Here is a 21615-nt window from a genome sequence, read left to right on the forward strand (position 1 = left end):
ATGACCGGCATTCTCCAACGCATCTGGGTGCCGATCGTCATGGTTGTCGTCCTGACGGTCGGTACCCTCACCGTTACCCGGCTGCACGGAATTTTCGGTTCCCATCAACATGATTCGGACAAGAGCAACGCCGACGCGATCGTCGCGTTCAACCCCAAGCACGTCGTCTACCAGATCTTCGGCCCGGCCGGCGCGACGGCCACCATCCACTATTTGGATGCCGACGCGCAGCCACAGGAGGTCAACAACGCGACGGTCCCGTGGACGTTGCGGATCGACACCACGCTCAGCGCGGTGGTGGCCAACGTCGTGGCGCAGGGCAACAGCGAACATCTCGGATGTCGCATCGTTGTCAATGACGTTGTCCGCGATGAACTTACGGTCCAGGCGCACAATGCCGCGACCAGCTGCCTGGTGAAATCCGCGTGACAGCCGATTCCGACGCGGGGCCGCTGCATACCGTTGCCCGGACAGTCCGCTGGCTGGCGGTGGCCGTCATTCTGTTCTGGGTGGCGCTGTGTGCCGTCATGAACACGGTGACACCGCCGCTGTCCGAGGTCGCCGGAAAGCATGCGGTCTCGTTCAGCGCCCACGACGCGCCGTCGCTGATCGGGATGAAGCGCATCGGCAGGAATTTTCAGCAGTTCGATTCCGACACCACGGCGATGGTGGTGCTGGAGGGGCGAGACAAGCTGGGCGAGAGCGCACACCGGTTTTACGACTCGCTGATCGCCAAACTGCGCGAAGACAAGGCCCACATAGAGCACGTCGAAAACTTCTGGGGCGACAGCCTGACCGCGGCGGGATCACAGAGCACCGACGGCAAAGCCGCGTATGTCCAGTTGTACCTGGCCGGCGACCAAGGCAGCTCGATGGCGCACGAGTCGGTGGGCGCGGTTGAGCGCATTGTGGACGGCATGCCGGCCCCGCCCGGAATCAAGGCCTATGTGACCGGCCCCGGCCCGCTCGAAGGCGATCAACACACCTACGGCGACCGCAGCCTGGAAAAGATCACCCTGATCACCGTCGTCGTGATCGCGATCATGCTGCTCATCACGTATCGCTCGGTGAGCACCGTGGTGTTGGTGCTGCTGACGGTAGGTGTCGAATTGCTCACGGCCGAGGGCATCATCGCGACCCTGGCCAACAACAACGTCATCGCCCTATCCACTTTTGCCGTCAATGTGCTTGTGGCACTGGCGATAGCGGCCTCGACGGACTACATCATCTTCCTGATCGGTCGCTACCAGGAGGCGCGGGCAGCCGGCGTGGACCGGGAACCGGCTTACTACGCCATGTTTCACGGAACGACCCATGTGATTGTGGCGTCTGGGCTGACCGTCGCCGGGGCGATGTACTGCCTGAGTTTTACCCGGCTTCCGGTCTTCAACACCCTCGGCTGGCCGTGTTCACTCGCGATACTCGTGGTGATCGTGGCCTCACTGACCCTCGCGCCCGCCGTGATCGCCGTGGGCGGCCGATTGGGAGCATTCGACCCCAAACGTCAAGCGAGCACCCGGCGTTGGCGCCGGATCGGCACGGTTGTGGTCCGGTGGCCCGGCCCGGTGCTCGTCGCGGCGATCCTGGTATCGCTGATCGGCCTGATCGCCTTGCCGATGTACCAGACCGGCTACAACGGGCGTTACTACATCCCCGCGGACACACCGTCGAACATCGGTTACGAGGCTTCGGACCGCCACTTCGCGGCGGCCCGCATGGAACCCGAGCTGCTGATGATCGAGGCCGATCACGACCTGCGTAACCCGACCGACATGCTCATCCTGGACCGGGTCGCCCACAGTGTCTTCCACACCCCCGGTATCGCACGGGTGCAAAGCATTACCCGGCCGCTGGGCTCCCCGATCGACCACGCCTCGATCCCGTTCCAGATCAGTGCGCAGAGTGCCGTTGCGATCGAGAACCTCAACACCATGCGGGAACGCATCGCGGACATGTCCCGGATGACCAACGAGCTGCAGCACATGATCGACGTCTCGTTGCACATCCAAGACTTGACGCGACAGCTCACGAACGTGACCCATGGCATGGCCACCGACACCCAGCAGATGCGGGCCACCACCGACGAACTGCGGGATCACCTTTCCGATTTCGACGACTTCTGGCGGCCCATCCGGAGCTATTTCTATTGGGAGCGACACTGTTTCGATGTTCCGCTGTGTTGGTCACTGCGTTCGTTGTTCGACGGAATCGACGGGATCGACAGGCTCAGCGAGGATGTCGGCAACCTGGCACACCACACCGATCAGCTCGACCGGCTGATGCCGCAAATGGCGGCGCAGATGCCCCCGCTGATCGCGGCGATGCAGACGGTCAAAGAGCTCGCCCAGACCGCGACAAGCACCTTCTCCGGCTTGATCACCCAGATGGACGCATTGACGCGCAACGCGACCGTGATGGGACGAGCCTTCGACGGTGCCAAGAACGACGATTTCTTCTACCTTCCGCCGGAAGCGTTCGAGAATCCGGACTTTCAGCGCGGCCTGACCATGTTCTTGTCCCCGGACGGCAGCTCGGCGCGGTTCATCATCACCCACAAGGGTGACCCCGCGACGGCCGAGGGGATTTCGCACATCGATCTGATCAGGCAAGCCGCGGACGAGGCCGTGAAGGGCACTCCCCTGGCCGCCGCGAACATCTATCTGACGGGTACCGCGTCGACCTACAAGGACGAGCACGACGGGTCGATGTACGACCTGATGATCGCTGCGACCGCGTCGCTCTGCCTGATCTTCATGATCATGCTGGCCATCACCGGCAGTGTGGTCGCCTCCGCGGTGATCGTGGGAACGGTCACGATCTCGTTGGGCTCATCGTTCGGCCTGTCGGTGCTGATCTGGCAGCACATGCTGCACCAGCCGTTGCACTGGCTGGTGCTCGCGATGGCCATCATCGTCATGCTGGCCGTGGGATCGGACTACAACCTGCTGCTGGCCGCGCGATTCCGGGAGGAAGTCGGAGCGGGACTCAAGACCGGGATGATCCGATCGATGGGCAGCACGGGCGGGGTCGTCACCACTGCCGGACTGGTGTTCGCGTTCACGATGGGCGCGATGGTGACCAGCGATCTGCGCGTCGTCGGCCAGATCGGCACCACGATCATGATCGGGCTGTTGTTCGACACCCTGATCGTGCGCTCGTTCATGATGCCGGCCGCCGCGACCCTGCTGGGGCGCTGGTTCTGGTGGCCCCGCCAGGTCCCCACCCACGCCGCGCCGCGGCCCGCCCGTCCGGCTGCCGTCGAGCAGCGTCCGGCCGCCGAGTACGCCGTGAGCGCACCCACCACCGAATGACGTTCGGCCGCTACGCTGGCGAAAATGACAGGCAGTAACCCCTCCGGCTTTCCGTCCGGATTGCAACGCATGGACTTCGACGCCCTGTACCGCGGCGAGAGCCCGGGCGAGGGCATCCCACCGATGACCACACCGCCCTGGGATACCAAGGCACCCAAGGAGAATGTCATCGGCTGGCACACCGGCGGCTGGGTCCACGGCAATGTCCTGGACATCGGCTGCGGGCTCGGCGACAACGCCGTGTACCTGGCCCGCAACGGGTATGTCGTGACCGGCTTGGACATCTCCCCGACCGCGCTGATCACCGCCGAGCGCCGCGCCAAGGACGCCGGAGTGGACATCAGATTCGCGGTGACCGACTCCACCAAGCTCGAGGGCTACACCGACGCGTTCGACACCATCGTCGACAGCGGCATGTTTCACTGCCTCGACGACGAGGGCAAGCGCAGCTACGCCGCCGCCGCACACCGCGCCACCAAACCGGGTGCCACGCTGCTAATCAGTTGCTTCTCCGACGCCAACCCGCCCGATCCGGAGCGGCCACGGCCCGCGGTATCCGAGCAGACGCTGCGCGACGTGCTCGGCGGCGCCGGGTGGGATATCGAAGCCCTGGAACCCGCCGCGGTGCGACGCGAGGTCGACGGCAGCGAAATCGAAATGGCGTTCTGGTATGTACGCGCGCAGCGGCGCTGACTACCCCACGGTGCAAGAATATTGCCCGTTGACCACACAATTCGACGGTGGCGTGTAGGTACCGCTCAGCACGCCCCGGAAACCACCCGTGGCGGTACCGCCGGGACCAATCTCGCGATCCCAATTCGCGGGGGTGACCACATAGTGCGTGCCGGATTGGGTAACGGTGCTGTTCCACGCGTGCAAGACCGATTGTCCCGCCGGCATATCGAAGTCAATCCTCCAGTCGGCCAGCGACGACATGTTCGGGTTGGTGACGGTGAAGTGGGCGATGAAACCGGTCTGCCACGTATGTTCCACCTGCAACGTCGCCATGGCCGCGGCCGCATGAGCCGCGGGTGCGCTGGCGAGTCCGAGGATGGCAACCAACAATGCCGACACGGTTACCTGAAGCGCTGTGCGCCAGCGTTTCACGTAGCTGTTCAGTGCGGCCATAGCAGCCAACACTAAAGCCAAACAGGCGATATCGGCCCTCGGATCGCGGCTACGCTGCTGTACCTTTGCTCAACCGAAACCGTCATGAAATTTTGGCCCGCGATATGCGCCGTGGGCGTGGCGGCGGATTCGCAGCTAATCTGACTCGCGTGAGTGACAACGCCGGCGGGCCAGCCCGCCCGCTGATCGGGTTCATCACCGGCGATAACGCGCCGCAGATTGCCCCGGCTTCGGTTAACCGGGCGTGGATGACTGCGCAGTCGGAGGCGGACAAGGGTTGGCCGAGCCGCTGCCTGCCGATGCTGATCGCCAACCAAAGCGGCTGGGAGTTGCGCAATCCGTGCGCGTTCACCGCTACCTGGATAGCTCAGGATGGCATGGACGTGATGATCGAACCCGATCGGTACGTGGCCGATCAGTTCCTGCCCGCCAGCCACTTCGGCAACGGAATCCTGACCTGGCGTTTGCCGATGCTGTTTCGCACTCCCCCGGGCTACAACCTGTTGGTCCGCGGGCCAGCAAACTATCCGAAGGACGGCGTGTGTCCGCTGGAGGGCATCGTCGAAACCGACTGGGCAAGTGCGAGTTTCAGTATGAGCTGGAAACTCACCCGCAAACTGATGCCGGTGCGATTCGAGGTCGACGAGCCGATCTGCATGATCGTCCCGCAACGCCGCGGTGAACTCGAAGAGTTCGCCCCCGAGCTCAAGAGCATCGCGGCTGATGAAGAGCTGCGGCGCAAGCATGAGTTGTTCCTTCGCGAACGTGACGCGGCAAAGCATGCCGAGCAACTAGCGAGGGTCGCCGCGGGAGACCGGGTGGACTGGCAGGGCGACTACACGCGCGGCAAACACAGAGACGGCGAGGCCGGGGCACCGGATCACCAGACTCGCCGTCGCCTTCGTTCCTTTGCTCAGCCCGAGGATGAGTCCCGGTAATAAAGCTCAAACCCCGGGCGTATTCAGCGAATTCGCAGGTTTCCCTTTTAACCTCGCTGGCGTGAGTGAGAGGTCCAACGAGACGCTCCGTCCGTTGATCGGGTTCACCACCCGTGACAACGCACCACCGATCGCTCCGGCACCGATTAGCCGCCCGTGGATGCCGGAGATGTCAGAGGCCCGTGCGGGCTGGCCGAACCGGTGTTTGCCGATGCTGATCGCCAACCAAAGCGGCTGGGAGCTGCGCAATCCGTGCGCGTTCACCGCCACGTGGATGGCTCAGGAGAATGGCGTGGACGTATTGATCACACCCCATGGGCGCGATACCGGTCAGCTCCTGCCCGCCAGCCACTTCGGCAACGGCATCCTGACCTGGCATCTGCCGATGCTGTTTCGCACTCCCCCGGGCTACAACCTGTTGGTCCGCGGTCCAGCAAACTATCCGAAGGATGCCATCTACGCGTTGGAAGGCATCGTCGAAACCGACTGGGCAAGTGCGAGTTTCAGCATGAGCTGGAAGTTCACCCGCAAACTGATGCCGGTGCGATTCGAAGTCGACGAGCCGATCTGCATGATCGTCCCGCAACGCCGCGGCGAGCTCGAAGAGTTCGCGCCAGAACTCAAACCTATCGAGTCCGATGAAGAGCTAGAGCGCAAGTACGAGCTCTTTCTTCGCTCCCGCAGCCGGGCAAGGCAAATCGAACAGATAGCGCGGGTCAACGCCGGCGAGCAAGTGCAGTGGCAGGGCGACTACACGCGAGGCAGACACCGAGACGGCGAAGCCGGGGCACCGGATCACCAGACTCGCCGTCACCTCCGTTCCTTTGCTCCGCCACCCTTTGCGCAGCGCCACGAGGCGTCCCAGGACCTACGCGCGCAACAGGGCTAACCAGACGGTTCGGTTGACTCACCTGTGCTCCAACACCTCTCGCGGATCCCGGCGTACGAAGGCGAGTGCGCAACGATCTGCTTGGCGAGCTGCCGTGACTGCTTGCCCACATGCCCGATCAGCGACGGTCGCAACTGATAACCGATGAACCACAGCCCGTGCGCGGCCGGTTCGGGCGCCAGTCGCATCGGATAGCCCCGGTGGTCGAGGAGGCCGAGATGACCGACGACGTCGTGGAGCCCGGATCGGAAGCCCGTCGCGCAGATGACGACATCGGGCTCTAGCCGGGTGCCGTCGACCAGGGATACGGCGCTCCGGTCGAAGCTATCGATGGTTTTGACCACCTCGATGGATCCATTCCTGATCGAACCGATTACGCCGGCGTCGACGACGGTCGGAGGATCGTTGCGCGCCGCGCAGGCGGCGAACGGACCGTCGTTCGGGATCGGCAAGCCATAAGGGGTGAGATCGCCGACGGTTCGCAGTCGGACGAAACGGGCGACCGCATCAGCGACGGCAACCGGCGCGTGATAAAGTGGTGCTGCGATAAGCTCCGGCGAGACGCCTTGAAACCCATTGCGTATCAGGATATTCGGCGGATTTCGAACCGCGAGCCACACCTTGGTCGCCACCGGCGCCAGCGCGTGAGCGGCCTCCAGGCCGCCCGGGCCCGAGCCGACGACCAGGACCCGTTTGCCGGCATGATCCACGGCATCGCGGAATTCCGACGAGTGCAGCAATTCACCGGTGAAAGTGTCCAACCGAGTCCACGCCGGAATGTATGGGGTGTTCGCATGGCCGGTCGCGATGACGACGTTGTCGGTGGCGATATCGCCGTCGGATGTCACCACGGTCCAACCGCCCCGGTGCGAATCAATGCGCTCAACCGTGATTCCCAGCATTAGCCTGATGCCGTCTTGGTGCGCGTAGCCAGCGAAGTAGTCCGCGACCTGACTGCAGGTGGGAAATGTGGGCGTGCGCTTGGGGTATGGGCGACCCGGCATATGCGAGAGGCGGTTAGGGGTATTGAGTCTGTCCGTCTCGCCGCGGCTTCGCCACCAATTCGCCACCTGGTCCGCCCGCTCCAGCAGGATCGGTACCACTCCGCGATCCCGAAGGCTGACCGCCGTGGACACGCCAGCCGGGCCCGCGCCGACGATTACCGCACGTTCTTGGTGCATTTTCCTCGCCTCGACCTCATAGCCCCAAGCTATCGTCATCTGGTAGCGTATGCAATCAGATGGCGTGTGATCTCAGATACTCCCCGGCATCGGCCGGTGTCCCGTCAAGGACTTAACGAAGCGGCCGCTACCCTGACCGAGTGAATCTCGATGGCAATCAGACCTCGATCCGCGAGGTCTGCGACGCCGGCCTGCTCGCCGGTGCGGTAACGGTGGTGTGGCGGCATGGAGAAGCCCTGCAGGTCAACGAGATCGGCTACCGGGATGTCGGCGCGGGCCTGCCAATGCAGCGAGACACGCTTTTTCGCATCGCGTCGATGACCAAACCGGTCACCGTGGCCGCGATCATGAGCATGGTCGACGAGGGCAAGCTGACGCTCAAAGACCCGATCACGCGCTGGGCGCCGGAGTTGGCCGACCTGCGGGTGCTCGACGACCCGCGCGGTCCGCTGGACCGCACCCACCCGGTGAACCGGGCAATCCTGATCGAGGATCTGCTGACCCACACCAGCGGCCTGGCCTACGGATTTTCGGTGTCCGGGCCGATCTCCCGGGCCTACATGCGGCTGCCGTTCAATCAGGGCCCGGATGTGTGGCTCACCGAGCTGGCCAAGCTCCCGTTGGTGCATCAGCCCGGCGAACGGGTCACCTATAGCCACTCGATAGATCTGTTGGGCGTCATCGCTTCTCGCGTCGACGGCAAGCCGTTCTACGAAGTGCTCGACGAGCGGGTCCTGGGCCCGGTGGGCATGCCCGACACCGGATTCTTCGTCTCGCCCGAAGCGCGGCGACGCGCCGCGACCATGTATTCGCTCGATGACGATCACCAGCTGCGGCACGACGTGATGGGGCCGCCGCACATAACGCCGCCGTCGTTCTGCAACGCCGGCGGCGGGTTGTGGTCGACCGCGGAGGACTACCTGCGGTTCATCCGGATGCTGCTCGGCGACGGGACCGTCGACGGCGTGCCGGTGTTGTCGCCCGAATCGGTCCGCCTGATGCGCACCGACCGGCTCACCGACGACCAGCGACGGCACGACTTCCTCGGGGCGCCGTACTGGATGGGACGCGGGTTCGGATTGAACCTGTCGGTGGTGACCGATCCGGCGAAGTCCACGCCGCTGTTCGGGCCGGGCGGCGTGGGAACGTTCAGCTGGCCGGGCGCCTACGGGACGTGGTGGCAGGCGGATCCGTCGGCGGATCTGATCCTGCTGTATCTGATTCAGAACATGCCCGACCTGACCGTGGACGCGGCCACCGCCGTCGCGGGTAACACGTCGCTGGCGAAACTGCGTACCGCGCAACCGAAGTTCGTCCGTCGCACGTATCAAGCACTCGACCTCTAGCACCGTGGTCGACTACCCTCCCGATCGCATCGTCGGCCCGCGACTCGTCTTGCGGCTACCCACGCTCGGGGACGCCGGCGCGCTGTATCAACGGGTCGCCCGCGATCGCGCGGTCACGAAATATCTGCTGTGGTCCCCGCATCCCGACGTGGCGACGACGCGGCGGGTGATCGCCGAGAAACTCAATGCCACCGACGAAGAGCGAACCTGGGCCGTCGAACTGCGGCACAGCGGCGACGTCATCGGGCTGACCAGCTGCCGGCGCTCGGCGCCCGAATCGGTCGAGATCGGTTATTGCCTCGGCCGGAAGTGGTGGGGCAGGGGTTTGATGTCCGAGGTGCTGGACATGCTGCTGACCGCGCTGCACGCCGACCGGGAGCTAGTCCGCGTCTGGGCGACCTGCAGCGTCGACAACGTACGGTCGGCGCGCCTGCTGGAGCGAGCCGGGTTCGTGCTGGAGGCCCGGCTGGCACGCCATGCCGTCTACCCCACGATGGGACCCGAGCCGCGCGACGCCCTGCTCTACGGCATGGCCCTGCGCTGAGTGTGCATTGCCCCGACTACGCGTTCCGGACTTCCAATGCCCGGCGCGCATAGGCCCGCACGTCGGCGTCGCTGTCCTTGAGCGCGATGCCGAGTGCATCACGCGCGGCGGCCTGATCGGCCCAGCGAGTCAGGCTGAGGACGGCCGCCTTGCGCACGTCCAGGTGTGCGTCGGACAACGCATCGGCCAACCGCGGCACCGCGAGTTCGGTCGTGGCCCCGGCCAACGCACGAGCCGCGCCCTCGCGTATCTGCCATGCCGGTGCCTGCAACGCACGTTCGACGGCAACGAAATCATCGTGACTGCAACCTAATTCACCGAGTGCCGCGAGTGCGGCCGCACGTACCAACGGATCGGGGTCGGCAATCAGCGCGCTGACCGCCTCGACGCCGGACCGCAACGTGGCCAGGCCGGCGGCCGCGGCGATGCGGACCTCCCGGCTCTCGTCGCGGGTTGCCGTCTGTACCCCGTCTACGTCGTCGACCGAGACCAGCGCGCGCACCGCCTCGATCCGCACCCGGTGGTCGGGATCGTCGAGCGCGCGCCGGTATTGGCCGGCGGCACCGGCCCGGCGGGCGGACAGCAGGTAGACGGTGGCCGCGCGCACGACCGTGTCGGCCGACAGCAGATACGGCTCGGCGCCGGCCGGGTCGGGCAGCACCTCGACCAGTTCGCGGATCCCCTCGGCGCTGGTGCGACGCACCCCGGCGTCGGCGTCGTCGAGCGCGGCGAACAGCGCGGGCGCATAACCGTCGGGAATGGACTCGGTGAGCGTCGCCACGGCGGTCCGGCGCACCCCGGGATCGGCATCGGCCAGATAGGGCTGCAGGTCGGCGATCGTCGGCTCCTCGAGGGCGAGGACCTCGGCGATCCGCGGTGACGGCGGCTCGAACGTGGTTGTGGCCGAAGCGATTCGCGAGCCGGCGGTGGCCGGTGCTTTGCCGCCGACCAGCGGCGGCTGTTGCACCTCGTGCACCGTCTGGTCCAGCGGCGGCAGTCCGTCCAGCTCCGGGACCGATACCAGGTACGGGGCGACGGGGCGCTTGAGGAATGCCATCTCGCCGTCGGGTCCCTTGCGCAGGTTCAGGTGATAGCCCCACTCGCTGTCGTCGCGGACCGGCATGTCGGCGCGTTCGTGGTAGAGGCCCCAACGGGATTCGGTGCGGGTGAGCGAGGACCGTGCGGCCATCTCGGCGCAGTCCCGGATGAACGACACCTCGACGGCCCGCATCAGCTCGTGCGGATTACGGGCCCCCATCCCGGCGATCTCGTCTTGCATCCGGTCGAAGGTGCGCACCGCGATCGACAGCTTGGCCGCCGTCTTCGGCGGCGCCACATAGTCGTTGACGAACCGCCGCAGCTTGTACTCGACCTGTGGCTGCGGCGGCCCGTCCGGATGCTGCAGCGGCCGGTAGATCAGCTCGTGCGCCTCGCGTAATTGCTCGTCCGGGAGTTGCTGTGGTGCGGCGACTTCCGAGCGTATAGAGGCGGCGTGCGTGCCGGCGAGGTCGCCGAACACGAAGGCCCCGATCATGTAGTTGTGCGGGACACAGGCCAGGTCGCCCGCGGCATAGAGCCCCGGCACCGTGGTTCGCGCGTGTTCGTCGACCCAGACTCCGGACGCGGAATGCCCGCTGCACAAGCCGATTTCGGAGATATGCATCTCGATGTCGTGCGTCCGGTAGTCGTGGCCGCGGTTGGCGTGGAAGGTGCCCCGGGTGGGCCGCTCGGTGGTGTGCAGGATGTTCTCCAGCGCGGTCAGCGTCTCGTCCGGCAGGTGCGACACCTTGAGGTAGATCGGCCCGCGTGCGGAGTCGATTTCGCTCTTGACCTCGGACATCATCTGTCCCGACCAGTAGTCGGAGTCGACGAATCGCTCGCCGTCGGCGTTGACCTGGTAGCCGCCGAACGGGTTCGCCACATAGGCGCACGCCGGGCCGTTGTAGTCCTTGATCAACGGATTGACCTGAAAGCACTCGATACCGGACAGCTCCGCGCCCGCGTGGTAGGCCATCGCGTACCCGTCGCCGGCGTTGGTCGGGTTCTCGTAGGTGCCGTACAGGTAGCCCGACGCGGGCAGCCCGAGCCGACCGCACGCCCCCGTCGACAGGATCACCGCCTTGGCCCCGATGGCGACGAATTCGCCGGTGCGCGTGTTCAATGCGGCGGCCCCGACGGCCCGGCCCCCGTCCACCAGCACCCGCACCGGCATCAGCCGGTTCTCGATCTGGATCTTCTCGCGCATCGACCGTTGCCGCAGCACCCGGTACAGCGCCTTCTTGACGTCCTTGCCTTCGGGCATCGGCAACACGTAGGAACCCGAGCGGTGCACCCGGCGCACCGCGTACTCGCCGTGCTCGTCCTTCTCGAACTTCACCCCGTAGCGTTCCAGCCGTTGCACCATCGCGAACCCGCGGCTGGCCGTCTGATAGATGGTGCGCTGGTTGACGATTCCGTCGTTGGCGCGGGTGATCTCCGCGACGTAATCCTCCGGTTCGGCCTTGCCCGGGATGACGGCGTTGTTGACCCCGTCCATGCCCATCGCCAGCGCACCGGAATGCCGCACGTGCGCCTTTTCCAGCAGCAGCACCTGCGCGCCGCTCTCGGCGGCCGACAATGCCGCCATGGTTCCCGCGGTGCCACCGCCGATGACCAGCACGTCACAGTCCAGGCGCACCGGCGTGCTGGGATCTGGAGTTTCCATCATGCTGCCACCGCCGAATGATCGAGTGCGGCAATAACTTCGGCGCGCAGCGCGGCGCGCTGCTGATCGACTCGCGGCTCCGGCACGTCGATCAGGGCGCGCAGCGGCTGGCCGGCCTTGCCCAGCACGGCGATACGGTCACCCAGCAGCAGCGCCTCGTCGACGTCGTGGGTGACGAAGACGATCGTCGTCGGATGAGCGCTCCAGGTCTCGATCAGCAACCGCTGCATGGCCGTACGGGTTTGCGTGTCCAGCGCACCGAACGGCTCGTCCATCATCACCGCGCGCGGCGTCCCGGCCAGGCCGCGAGCGAGCTGAACCCGCTGGCGCATGCCACCGGACAGGCTCTTGGGCAGGTAGTCGCCGAAGCCGGTGAGACCAAGCTCGGCGATCCAGCGGTCGGCCTCCACGCGGCGGCCGGAACGCGGGACACCACGCAACCGCAGGGCCAACTCGATGTTGGACCGCACGGTGCGCCAGGGCAGCAAGGCGTTGTCCTGAAACACCATGCCCCGGTCGCCCGAGGTGGTGGTCACGTCGGCGCCGTCGGCCAGAATCCGGCCGGCGTCGGGCCGCAGCAGTCCCGCCACGGCGCGCAGCACAGTCGACTTGCCGCAGCCCGAGGGGCCGGTCAGCACCAGGATCTCCCCCGGGCGCACGGCCAGGCTGAGCTCGTCGATCACCGGATCGCCGCTGTAGGACAAGCGAACTCGATCCAGTTCCAGACTCATTCCCGCTTGTTTCAAGGTCATTGCCGGCCTTCCTCCTCTGCGCGCGGCAGCCAACTGGTCACCCGACGGCCCACGACTTCGACGGCCGCGGCTGTCGCGAATCCGAGCACGCCGATCGTGATGATGCCGACGAACACCTGCGGGTAGGCCAGCACGGTGTAGTCCTGCCAGGTGCGATAGCCGATGCCGAGGCGCCCGGAGATCATCTCCGCGGAGATCACGCAAATCCACGCCACTCCCATGCCGACCGACAAGCCGCCGAACACTCCGGGCAGGATGCCCGGCAACACCACCTGTTTCAGCACGTCCCACCGGTTGCCGCCGAGAGTGCGCACCGAGTCTTCCCACAGGGTGGGCAGCGCCCGAACCGCATGGCGGGTGCTGACCATGATCGGGAAGTAGGCCGCGAGGAACGTGATGAACACGATGCCGGCCTCGTCGGTCGGGAACAGCAGGATCGCCACCGGAACCATCGCGATGGCCGGGATGGGCCGGGCCAGTTCGGCCAGCGGGCCGAAGGTGTTCGCGAACAACCGGGACCGGCCCAGCAACACGCCCGTCGCGACGCCGATCACGGCGGCCAACCCGAAACCGGTGAGAATGCGAATCAAGGACTGCGCCAAGTCAAGCCAGTACTCATAGGTGCCGAGCCGACGCTGCAGTGCGTGGACGATCTCGGTGACGGTGGGCAGCGTGTCGAAGCGCAGTAGCAACCGCACCTTGTCGGCAGTGAGCAGCTGCCACAGCCCGATAGCCGCGACGACCGAGGCGAGCCGCAGCAGTCGCCACTGCCACGGCGAGGTGGCCCGCCGCGGCGTGCCGGTCACCGGAGCCGCGTCGACGACGTGTCCGGTGACCGGCACTGCCGGATCGCCGGTCAGGTAAGCAGTCATACCGAACCTCCAAGGGCCTGTTGGTAATTGACGACAGTGCCGCCAGGGTGAGCGGCGAGGTAGCGGTGTGCGCCGGCCGGGGTTCCGAACGGCAGGTAGTTCTGGCCGTCTTGCACCCAGACCGCCTTGTCGGCGAACCACCGGGTGCCCAACTCGGCGTCGGGAACATAGGCGGCGCGGACTTTGGCGCCGTGGGCGGTCGCATCCCGCACCGCCCGCAGCAGGCCGTTCGGGTTGGCGAGCGTCTGGGTGGCCTCGGATCCGTCCAGCCACAGTTCGCTGGCCAGGGCGGGGTCGCCGCTGAGCACCGACGGATTGGCGGTCGCGGCCCGGGTCGCGTCGTAGTTGAGGCCGCGGGCGCCGAACACGGCGCGCAACGGTGCGTCCTGGATGAAGCCGGCAACGTCGAGTTCGGCGAAGTCACCGATCGACTTCAGGTACGGCACATCGTTTTTCAGCGCTTCGACCAGTGACGGTTTGAGCGTGGTATCGAAGGACGTGCCGCCGGGACCGTTGTAGAGATAGACCACTTCCTGCGGCAACCCACTGGACTGGGCGACGATGCGGGCCGCCTCGAGTGGCTTCTGATTGAGGAAGTCGGTGGCATCGAGTTGCGCCTGCAGGAAAGCGCCCAGCACCTCCGGATGCGACGCCGCATACGAGCGCCGCACCACCACACCGTGCAGGGTCGGCAGGTTCAGCTCGGCGCCGTCGTACAGCAGTTTGGCCTTGCCCTGGAACACCAGCAGCCCGGGCCAGGCGACGAACTGCGAAAGCCCTTGTACCTGACCGGATTCCAGGGCAGACGCGCCAATCTGCGGCTGCTGGTTGAGCACCTCGACACCTTTGATCCCGCCCCTATCCAGGGCCCGCATCAGCGTGCCGTGACCGGCCGAGCCCACGCTCGCCGAAACCTTCGAGCCGGCCAGGTCGTTCAACGTCGTGGCCGACGAACCGGGCGCCACCACAACCATGTTCAGCGCGCCCTTGGGGTTGTAGCCGGTGATCGAGACGATTTCGGTTTTCGCCAGCGGGTTGGCCTGCGTCTTGGAGCCGTTGATCAGCATGGGGTAATCCCCCATCGAGCCGATGTCGATCTTCTCGGCCAGCATCTGCGCGGTGATCGGGGCGCCGGTGTCGTAATCCTGCCACCGGACCGCGTATTTGGTGCCGGTACGGGTGGTGATGTCGGCGAGTCGGCGCTCCAGGTAGCCCTGGGCGCGCAGCAGCGTCCCGGCGGTCACGGTGTTGATGGTCTTGGACTGGTAGCCGATGACGACGTTGACCACACCGGAGGACGCCGATAGTGATTCCAGCGAGCAACCGGACACGACCGCGATGATCACGGCCGCGACCGACACCAGCCTTAAGGCGTGTCGTTTCATGAACTGTCCTGGGCTGTAGGTTATTTCAGCGAAGTAGATACGGCATGTTGACCGTGACGGCACCGGTCGGGCAGCGGGCGGCACACGGGCCGCAGTACCAGCATTCGTCCACGTGCATGAACGCCTTGCCGGTGTCGGGGTTGATGGCCAGCGCGTCCAGCGGACAGACGTCGACGCAGAGCGTACAGCCGTCGATGCAGAGCGACTCGTCGATCGTGACCGGCACGTCGACTCGGTTGTTGTTGACCAGCGTCATGGCTTGCTCCTAATTAGGTGGCCGCGCATCGTGATTCGATCGCCGCGCATCCGGATGTATTCGAGGTCGACGGGCCTGCCATCGTCGAGACTGGTGAGACGTTCGAGCATCAGCAGCGCCGACCCGTCGGGCACATGCAGCGTGGCCGCCGAATGCACATCGGCGGGGATGGCCTCCAGCGCCAGCGATGCCTCGCCCAGCCGGTGTCCGCTCACCTGCTCGATCAGGGCGAAGAGGTCTTGCGTATCTAGGGGGTTTTCCAGCGGGTGATCCAGGATCTGGGCTCCGATATCCGGGGCGAGATAGGTCAGGTCGAGGCTCAGCGGCAAGTCGCCGAGGTAACGCAACCGCTCGATGAACACCGCCTGTTCACCGGGCTCCAGCTGCAGCCGGCTGGCCACCGCCGGCGGTGCGACCACCGGCATGGCGGCGCGCACCTCGTTACGGACTTCGCCGATGTGTTTGAAGGTCTCTTTCAATCCCAACAGGGAGTCGATCCGGTGGTCGTACTTGCGCTGCGCGACGTGGGTGCCGACCTTGGGTCCACGGTCGATCAAACCCTCGTGCTTGAGGATGCCCAGCGCCTCGCGAATGGTGTTGCGGGACACCGCGAACTCGGCCGACAGGTCGCTGTCGGCGGGCAGGCCATCCGGATAGGCCCCGGCGTGGATCTGCTGCCGCAGCACATCGGCCACCCGGCGGGCACGATCGGCCCGGGGTCCGCGAATGGGTATCGCCTCAGCCACGTCGCCACGCTAACGCAGCTCAGGGGCATATTTCGGGTGAGCGATCGACGCCCGTGACGGCGGGTAGACGTATTGCGCCGGGTGCACTTCAGTGGCGACCAGCGCAAACCCGGGCGCCGGCGGCTATTGCGCCACCTGGGAAAACGCGCAGCCTTTGCGATCCCGGTGAGTAGAAGTTAGCGGCGAGGGGCACACGACGTTTTGCCCGCCTCTGAGCGACAACCCGGTGGATGTCGGGGCGCAATGGAACAGTTCGGCGGATGACGACCAACTCGTTGCGACTGCGTGGAATCGAACTCCGTTATGTACTGACCTGGCATCTGGCCCTGCATGGTGCCGCGGCCGTCCCCGACCTGATCCACGCGTTGGCGCACCACAACTTTGACGCCGGCGCGCGTCCGTCGAAGTCGATTTCTGACGCGCTGCGCTGGGAGATCCGCTACGGACGAGTGGTGCGATTGGCCCGCGGCTGGTACGGACCCGGCTGTATGCCGCGTGGTACAGAGCATCGAATCCACCAACGGGTACTCGCACTGCGCGCACGAGCAGAGTCGCTCAGAGGCGGGCAAATCGACAGGTGGTTGATCGCGTGCGGATCAGAGCCCGCGTGAGCCCATCCTCACACGTCTTCGGTGACGACCTCGACGCGGTCACCGTTGCGCGCACCGTTCAAAATCGACGTGTCCGAAGGCAGTTCGAAGCCCGGGAACACCGAACCGACCGCGGCGGTCGCCGCGCTTCGTTGCGCTTCCAGGCGGGCCAGCGCCTCCGGGGTGAACACCGACAACCCGAGATCCGGGTTGTACCCGTGGATTTCCTTCACGTCGAGTTGGGCCAGGAAGTACAGGATCTCTTTCGAGACCACCTGACCCGGGACCAGCACCGGGAAACCCGGCGGGTACGGCACCACGAAGGTGGTGGAGACCAACTTCCTGCCCTCGGCAATCCGCCGCCCGGCGCTACCGATCTGCACGTACTCACGATCGGACTCTTCATAGCCCGCGTAGAACGCCGCCCGCATGTCACCGAAGGCGCAGGCGTCCACCGGGCGGAACGCGATATCGAATTCGCTGAAGTCGGGAAGGTGCGGCAGATCCTCGGTGATCTCCTCGACGCGGCGCTTGTGCAGCGTCCAGTCGGCCACACTGGCCAATTCCCGCTCCCGCTCGAGGTCGGTGGCCACCCGGCGCAGCACATCGAGCAGATGGTGCACGCTCGACCAGGTGACACCGATCGTGAAGATCAGCAGCACGCTGTTGATCGACGTCTTGTTGATCTGAATGCCGAAGCGCTCCATCAGGATCTTCTCGCGGAAGTCGTACCCGTTCATTCCGGTGTTGCCGAGGAACAGGGTGACGCGCGTCGGATCCAGCACGAACTGGTCGGACCGCCAGGCTTCGTTCCACTCGGCCAGCGCGCCCTGCCGCACCTCGCGATAAGAGCTCACCGCGGAGGCCCGGAACTCCTCGGGCACCAGGTCGGCTTCGTCAAGGATGCGGAACCACTTGCTGATCAGCCGGTCCTTGCGGACGCGGTGCCGGAACACCAGCGCCATGTCGTAGACCTGCCGGACCAACTGGAATCCCTCGATGTCGACCTGCCGGCGTGCCAGGTCCAGCGAGGCCAGCAGTTGCTGGTTCGGCGACGTCGAGGTGTGCGTCAAGAACGCCTCACCGAACGCATCGCGGGCGCGCGAGTTGAAGTCCCGGTCGCGCACGTGGATCATCGACGCCTGCCGAAACGCCGACAGCGACTTGTGCGTGGAGTGCGTCGCATACACCCGCACCCGCGCCTTGGTCGGGTCGGGCAGCAGCCGGTGGTTGACCCACTCCGACCGCGGGACCCCCTCCATCGACGCGGCCCAATCACGGTATTCCGCAGCGTATTCCGGCGATGCGAGCATCTGCTCGAGCCGATCCGCCGCCACCATCGCGGTGCGTTGCCGGGCCCACGGAACCGCGGTCGCAAACGCGTACCAGGCCTCGTCCCACAAGAAGCAGATGTCCGGCTTGATCGCCAGCACTTCCTCCATCACCCGCAGCGGGTTGTAGACGACGCCGTCGAAGATGCAGTTGGTCACCAACAGCATGCGCACCTTGTCCAGCTGGCCGGCCGCCTCGAGATCGAGCAGCGCCTTCTTGATCGTGTCCAGCGGCACCGCCCCGTAGATCGCGAACTGCGGCAGCGGGTAGGCATCCAGATACAGCGGATAGGCGCCGGCCAGCACCAGACCGTAGTGGTGCGACTTGTGGCAGTTGCGGTCGATCAGCACGATGTCGCCCGGCCGGGTCAGCGACTGCACGACAATTTTGTTGGCCGTCGACGTGCCATTGGTGACGAAGTACGTCTGATTGGAATGCCACGTCTTGGCGGCCTTGTCCATCGCCTTCTTGATGTTGCCGTGCGGGTCCAGCAGCGAGTCCAGGCCGCCCGAAGTGGTCGAGGTCTCGGCCATGAAGATGTTGCGGCCGTAGAACTCTCCCATGTCCTGCAGGGACCGCGAGTTGAAGATGCTGGCGCCCCGCGCGATGGGCAGCGCGTGGAATTGGCCGACCGGCGAATCCGCGTACGCCCGCAGCGCATCGAAAAACGGTGTGGCGAAGCGGTTTCGCAGACCGGCCAATACCGTGCTGTACAGATCGGTGACGTCGTTGAGCCGGTAGAACGTCCGGTCGTAGATGTCGTGTTCCTCGTCATTGCCCGCCGCGATCGACTCGTCGGTGAGCAGGTAAAGGTCGATGTGCGGCCGCAACTCACGGATCCAGTCGCCGCATTCGATGCAGTCGCTGCCGCTGTCACGTCCGACCGCATCGTCGGCGACGCCCAGCAGGGTGTTCATCAACGGCACCCGGTCCCGCGACCGCAACGCGACGTCGTGACGGATGATCGCGGCCTGAATCTCGCCGTTCAAGGCGACGGCGGTGATGGCGTCCTCGACGCTGGGCACCACCAGCAGTTCGAACTGCACGTCATCGGACGGGCAGCGCAGCGCCCGCAGGGCCTCGGCCAGGCAGTCGGGTCCGGTATTCGGCGAGTCGTCGGCGAGCAACACGGTATAGAACTGCTGCTGCTTGGCCTGGGCCACCAACTCCTGGTCGGCCAGTGGGGTCGATGTGTCGAAAAGTGCTGTGCGGTCCCCGTATTCGCTCAGCAGCCGCACCGCCAGCGACACCTCCTCGGCGAGCCGCACCGTGGACAGGCTTTCGAGGTGAGCGCGGTAGGTCGCCAGGTTGTCCGCCCCCGGATACAGCCAGTAGCGCTCGTATGCTCCGAGGCGGTCCATCAGCCGCCTGACCTTTGCCACCTCGTGCGATTTGTCCAGCCCGGCCAGGTCCACCTCGGCAAGGTGACGGCATGCATCGTCGAGCAGGTTCCAGGTGTCGATGCGCGTATACGACGGGTTGGCGACCGCGGCCAGCGCGGAGACGCGCAGCCGTCGCGTGTAGGAACTGTAGGGATTCATGTCGTCACCTGTTCTTTTGGTGAGGGTTGCGGCCGCCGGCGCAGCTCCAACGTATCGCGGCAGATTGCGCGACCGCCGTGAATGTTTCCCGACACCGACCTGAACGACTCGTACTCATTGTTATCCGCTCTGGCCTGCGTCCGCGATCTTTTCGCTCAGGATCAACGCGATCGGTCAGCGGTCGGTGTCGTCACCGTCGACCACCCCCCGACCGCCACGGCTGCCGTCCATCCACCGCAGCATCGGCAGCTCCCGCCCGCGCGCCGGCAGATCGGTGACGTCGCTGAGCGACCTCACCACGGCCTGCGTCAGGCCCATCAGAGCGGCCATCACCGGCAGCAGCGGCTGTAGCGGCTTGGCCGCCGACCGCACCGTGCTGATCCGGCGGGCGACGATCAGACGCTCGATCGAGTGATACAGCCAGGCGCCCACACCCAGTGCATAGATCGAGAGCGCCGAGGCGACGATGGTGAGCCCGTACGCCGCACAGATCACGGCACCCAGCACCACCGTCGCAGCCAGGAAGGCGGCGATGTAGGCGCGGAGTTCCAGTCGGGTCATGACGGCGGTTCGGGGTTCTCCGGTGTCGGGGCGGCGACCGCTGCCCCTCGGACCGCCTTGGCGGCGGCCCGGATCTGCGGCGTCACCAGCATGACCTGGCCGAGGACCCCGTTGACGAACCCCGGTGAGTCGTCGGTGGACAACTCCTTGGCCAGCTGCACGGCCTCGTCGACCGCGACCGGCTCCGGCACGTCGTCGGCATAAAGCAACTCCCACACCGCAACTCGCAGGATCGCGCGGTCGACCGCGGGCAGCCGGTCCAGTGTCCACCCCTGCAGGTGCGAGCTGATCAGGTCGTCGATATGGGCGGACTGGTCGCCGACGCCATGCGCCACCGCGACCGTATACGGGTGCAGTGCCTTGACGTCGGGATTGGCTTCGGCCAGCACGGCGCGCACGTCGGCCACCTCGACCGGGCTCAGGCCGCGCGCCTCGGCCTCGAACAGCAAGTCCACCGCGCGTTTACGGGCATGATGGCGTCCCTTGCTGGGCCTCGGCGATTTACCGTCCGCCATGGTCAGGCGTTGACCCGACCCAGGTAGCTGCCGTCGCGCGAATCCACCTTCAGCTTGTCCCCGGTGTTGATGAACAACGGCACCTGAAGTTCCGCACCGGTCTCCACGGTCGCCGGCTTGGTGCCGGCGCTGGACCGGTCGCCCTGCAGGCCCGGTTCGGTGTGGGTGACCACGAGTTCGACCGACACCGGCAGCTCGAGGTACAGGGGTGCACCGTTGTGGAAGGCCACCTGCACCGGCAGGCCCTCCAGCAGGAACCGGGCGGCGTCGCCGACCAGCGATTCCGGCAGCGGATGCTGTTCGTAGTCCTGGCTGTCCATGAACACGAAGTCCGAGCCGTCGCGGTACAGGTAGGTGGCGTCGCGGCGGTCGACGGTGGCGGTGTCCACCTTCACGCCGGCGTTGTAGGTCTTGTCGACGACCTTGCCCGAGAGCACGTTCTTCAGCTTGGTACGTACGAAGGCCGGGCCTTTGCCCGGTTTGACGTGCTGAAACTCGGTGATCTGCCACAGCTGGCCGTCGATCACCAGCACAAGTCCGTTCTTGAAGTCGGCAGTCGATGCCACGGTCGCTCTATCTCCTACAGGATGGCCAATTTTCCAGGGCCGAGCAGTCGCCCGGCAGCGGTTTCCGCCGCAAAGGGTGCGAGCAGAACAGCACCGGATGCAGCTTACCCGCGCTGCGGTCCAGCACTAACCGCGCCGCTAATGGAGCTGCCCGGCACCGCACAGCCCGAAAAGGCCGTCGTTGAGATCGCACGGGTCCGTCGCGTGGGACGGCGCAACCATGTCGGAGGCGGGCGAAGGGGGTAGGTGGTTTGCGGCGAGGTTGCCCAGCAAACCCAGCGCAACGCCGGCCGCGATCAGAATCGGGCCTCGCCCGGCCACCCGGCGGGCGGCCGTCATGATGACCCCGGCTCGGTCATAGTCGTGGCCGACGAACAACACGGCGGTGAGCCAGAACCCGGCAAGAGCGGTCAAGGCGCCCACGACGTAGACGGCGATGAGGGCTATATACGCCATTT

General features: G+C 65.8%; 21 protein-coding genes. 8 read left to right on the top strand and 13 right to left on the bottom strand.

Annotation, left to right across the window (positions count from 1 at the left end):
• The 3 genes from LMQ14_RS16535 to LMQ14_RS16545 are packed head-to-tail and all read left to right on the top strand — an operon-like array spanning position 1 to position 4004.
• On the top strand, positions 1 to 429 hold the full coding sequence (locus tag LMQ14_RS16535) for an MmpS family transport accessory protein (RefSeq protein ID WP_267730635.1): 429 nt from the start codon (positions 1 to 3) through the stop codon (positions 427 to 429).
• Positions 426 to 3311 (top strand): RND family transporter, encoded by a 2886-nt coding sequence (locus tag LMQ14_RS16540; protein ID WP_267730636.1) that lies wholly within the window; start codon positions 426 to 428, stop codon positions 3309 to 3311. The genes LMQ14_RS16535 and LMQ14_RS16540 overlap by 4 nt, the downstream gene beginning before the upstream one ends.
• Before the next feature lie 60 nt (positions 3312 to 3371).
• Positions 3372 to 4004 carry a class I SAM-dependent methyltransferase gene (locus LMQ14_RS16545; RefSeq protein WP_267735556.1) on the top strand — a complete coding sequence of 211 codons (633 nt, stop codon included), beginning with the start codon at positions 3372 to 3374 and terminating at the stop codon, positions 4002 to 4004.
• Here LMQ14_RS16545 and LMQ14_RS16550 read toward each other — a convergent pair whose 3' ends face one another.
• On the bottom strand, positions 4005 to 4439 hold the full coding sequence (locus tag LMQ14_RS16550; protein WP_267730637.1) for a cellulose-binding domain-containing protein: 435 nt from the start codon (positions 4437 to 4439) through the stop codon (positions 4005 to 4007).
• Between the two features lie 149 nt (positions 4440 to 4588).
• Here LMQ14_RS16550 and LMQ14_RS16555 point away from each other — a divergent pair, with 149 nt between their 5' ends.
• Positions 4589 to 5377 (top strand): DUF6065 family protein, encoded by a 789-nt coding sequence (locus LMQ14_RS16555; RefSeq protein WP_267730638.1) that lies wholly within the window; start codon positions 4589 to 4591, stop codon positions 5375 to 5377.
• Positions 5378 to 5438: 61 nt separating this feature from the next.
• Positions 5439 to 6266, top strand: a complete 828-nt coding sequence (locus LMQ14_RS16560; protein WP_267730639.1) for a DUF6065 family protein — start codon at positions 5439 to 5441, stop codon at positions 6264 to 6266.
• On the opposite strand, the gene LMQ14_RS16565 is transcribed toward LMQ14_RS16560, so the two are convergent.
• The gene (locus tag LMQ14_RS16565; protein ID WP_267730640.1) at positions 6263 to 7486 is read right to left on the bottom strand and encodes a flavin-containing monooxygenase; all 1224 of its coding nucleotides are present in this window, start codon (positions 7484 to 7486) and stop codon (positions 6263 to 6265) included. The two genes, LMQ14_RS16560 and LMQ14_RS16565, sit on opposite strands and share 4 nt — an antisense overlap.
• Positions 7487 to 7587: 101 nt before the next feature.
• Between LMQ14_RS16565 and LMQ14_RS16570 the strand changes: the two genes are divergently transcribed.
• Complete coding sequence (locus LMQ14_RS16570) at positions 7588 to 8793, top strand: serine hydrolase domain-containing protein (protein WP_267730641.1); 1206 nt, start codon at positions 7588 to 7590, stop codon at positions 8791 to 8793.
• 4 nt (positions 8794 to 8797) lie between these two features.
• The gene (locus tag LMQ14_RS16575; protein ID WP_267730642.1) at positions 8798 to 9337 is read left to right on the top strand and encodes a GNAT family N-acetyltransferase; all 540 of its coding nucleotides are present in this window, start codon (positions 8798 to 8800) and stop codon (positions 9335 to 9337) included.
• A 16-nt stretch (positions 9338 to 9353) separates the two neighbouring features.
• Here LMQ14_RS16575 and LMQ14_RS16580 read toward each other — a convergent pair whose 3' ends face one another.
• From LMQ14_RS16580 to LMQ14_RS16605, 6 genes are read right to left on the bottom strand one after another with little or no spacing between them, the layout of a single operon-like run.
• Positions 9354 to 12044 carry a fumarate reductase/succinate dehydrogenase flavoprotein subunit gene (locus LMQ14_RS16580; RefSeq protein ID WP_267730643.1) on the bottom strand — a complete coding sequence of 897 codons (2691 nt, stop codon included), beginning with the start codon at positions 12042 to 12044 and terminating at the stop codon, positions 9354 to 9356.
• The gene (locus LMQ14_RS16585) at positions 12041 to 12793 is read right to left on the bottom strand and encodes an ABC transporter ATP-binding protein (RefSeq protein ID WP_267730644.1); all 753 of its coding nucleotides are present in this window, start codon (positions 12791 to 12793) and stop codon (positions 12041 to 12043) included. The genes LMQ14_RS16580 and LMQ14_RS16585 overlap by 4 nt, the downstream gene beginning before the upstream one ends.
• Entirely contained in the window at positions 12790 to 13665 is an 876-nt protein-coding gene (locus tag LMQ14_RS16590) for an ABC transporter permease (protein WP_267730645.1), read from the bottom strand. Before LMQ14_RS16590 ends, LMQ14_RS16585 begins: the two co-directional genes overlap by 4 nt.
• A complete protein-coding gene (locus LMQ14_RS16595; RefSeq protein ID WP_267730646.1) occupies positions 13662 to 15050 on the bottom strand; it encodes an ABC transporter substrate-binding protein in 1389 nt (462 codons plus the stop codon). The genes LMQ14_RS16590 and LMQ14_RS16595 overlap by 4 nt, the downstream gene beginning before the upstream one ends.
• A 25-nt stretch (positions 15051 to 15075) precedes the next feature.
• Positions 15076 to 15306 carry a 4Fe-4S dicluster domain-containing protein gene (locus LMQ14_RS16600; RefSeq protein ID WP_085221976.1) on the bottom strand — a complete coding sequence of 77 codons (231 nt, stop codon included), beginning with the start codon at positions 15304 to 15306 and terminating at the stop codon, positions 15076 to 15078.
• Positions 15303 to 16052 (bottom strand): GntR family transcriptional regulator, encoded by a 750-nt coding sequence (locus LMQ14_RS16605; RefSeq protein WP_267730647.1) that lies wholly within the window; start codon positions 16050 to 16052, stop codon positions 15303 to 15305. The genes LMQ14_RS16600 and LMQ14_RS16605 overlap by 4 nt, the downstream gene beginning before the upstream one ends.
• Positions 16053 to 16312: 260 nt before the next feature.
• On the opposite strand from LMQ14_RS16605, the gene LMQ14_RS16610 reads away from it, so the two are divergent.
• Positions 16313 to 16663 (top strand): hypothetical protein, encoded by a 351-nt coding sequence (locus LMQ14_RS16610; RefSeq protein ID WP_267730648.1) that lies wholly within the window; start codon positions 16313 to 16315, stop codon positions 16661 to 16663.
• 8 nt (positions 16664 to 16671) lie between these two features.
• Here the strand turns inward: LMQ14_RS16610 and LMQ14_RS16615 are convergent, their stop codons facing one another.
• The 5 genes from LMQ14_RS16615 to LMQ14_RS16635 all read right to left on the bottom strand — a co-directional run bounded on the left by LMQ14_RS16615 (position 16672) and on the right by LMQ14_RS16635 (position 21613).
• A complete protein-coding gene (locus tag LMQ14_RS16615) occupies positions 16672 to 19515 on the bottom strand; it encodes an aminotransferase class I/II-fold pyridoxal phosphate-dependent enzyme (RefSeq protein ID WP_267730649.1) in 2844 nt (947 codons plus the stop codon).
• Between the two features lie 174 nt (positions 19516 to 19689).
• On the bottom strand, positions 19690 to 20076 hold the full coding sequence (locus LMQ14_RS16620) for an antitermination protein NusB (protein ID WP_267730650.1): 387 nt from the start codon (positions 20074 to 20076) through the stop codon (positions 19690 to 19692).
• Positions 20073 to 20591 carry a transcription antitermination factor NusB gene (gene nusB / locus LMQ14_RS16625; protein WP_267730651.1) on the bottom strand — a complete coding sequence of 173 codons (519 nt, stop codon included), beginning with the start codon at positions 20589 to 20591 and terminating at the stop codon, positions 20073 to 20075. Before nusB ends, LMQ14_RS16620 begins: the two co-directional genes overlap by 4 nt.
• 2 nt (positions 20592 to 20593) lie before the next feature.
• Positions 20594 to 21157: an elongation factor P gene (gene efp, locus LMQ14_RS16630; RefSeq protein WP_085221955.1), complete on the bottom strand. Its 564-nt coding sequence runs from the start codon at positions 21155 to 21157 to the stop codon at positions 20594 to 20596.
• A gap of 138 nt (positions 21158 to 21295) precedes the next feature.
• Complete coding sequence (locus LMQ14_RS16635) at positions 21296 to 21613, bottom strand: hypothetical protein (RefSeq protein WP_267730652.1); 318 nt, start codon at positions 21611 to 21613, stop codon at positions 21296 to 21298.
• Between the last annotated feature and the right edge of the window lie 2 nt (positions 21614 to 21615).

It is taken from the genome of Mycobacterium sp. Aquia_213 (assembly GCF_026625985.1).
Classification (GTDB): Bacteria; Actinomycetota; Actinomycetes; order Mycobacteriales; family Mycobacteriaceae; genus Mycobacterium.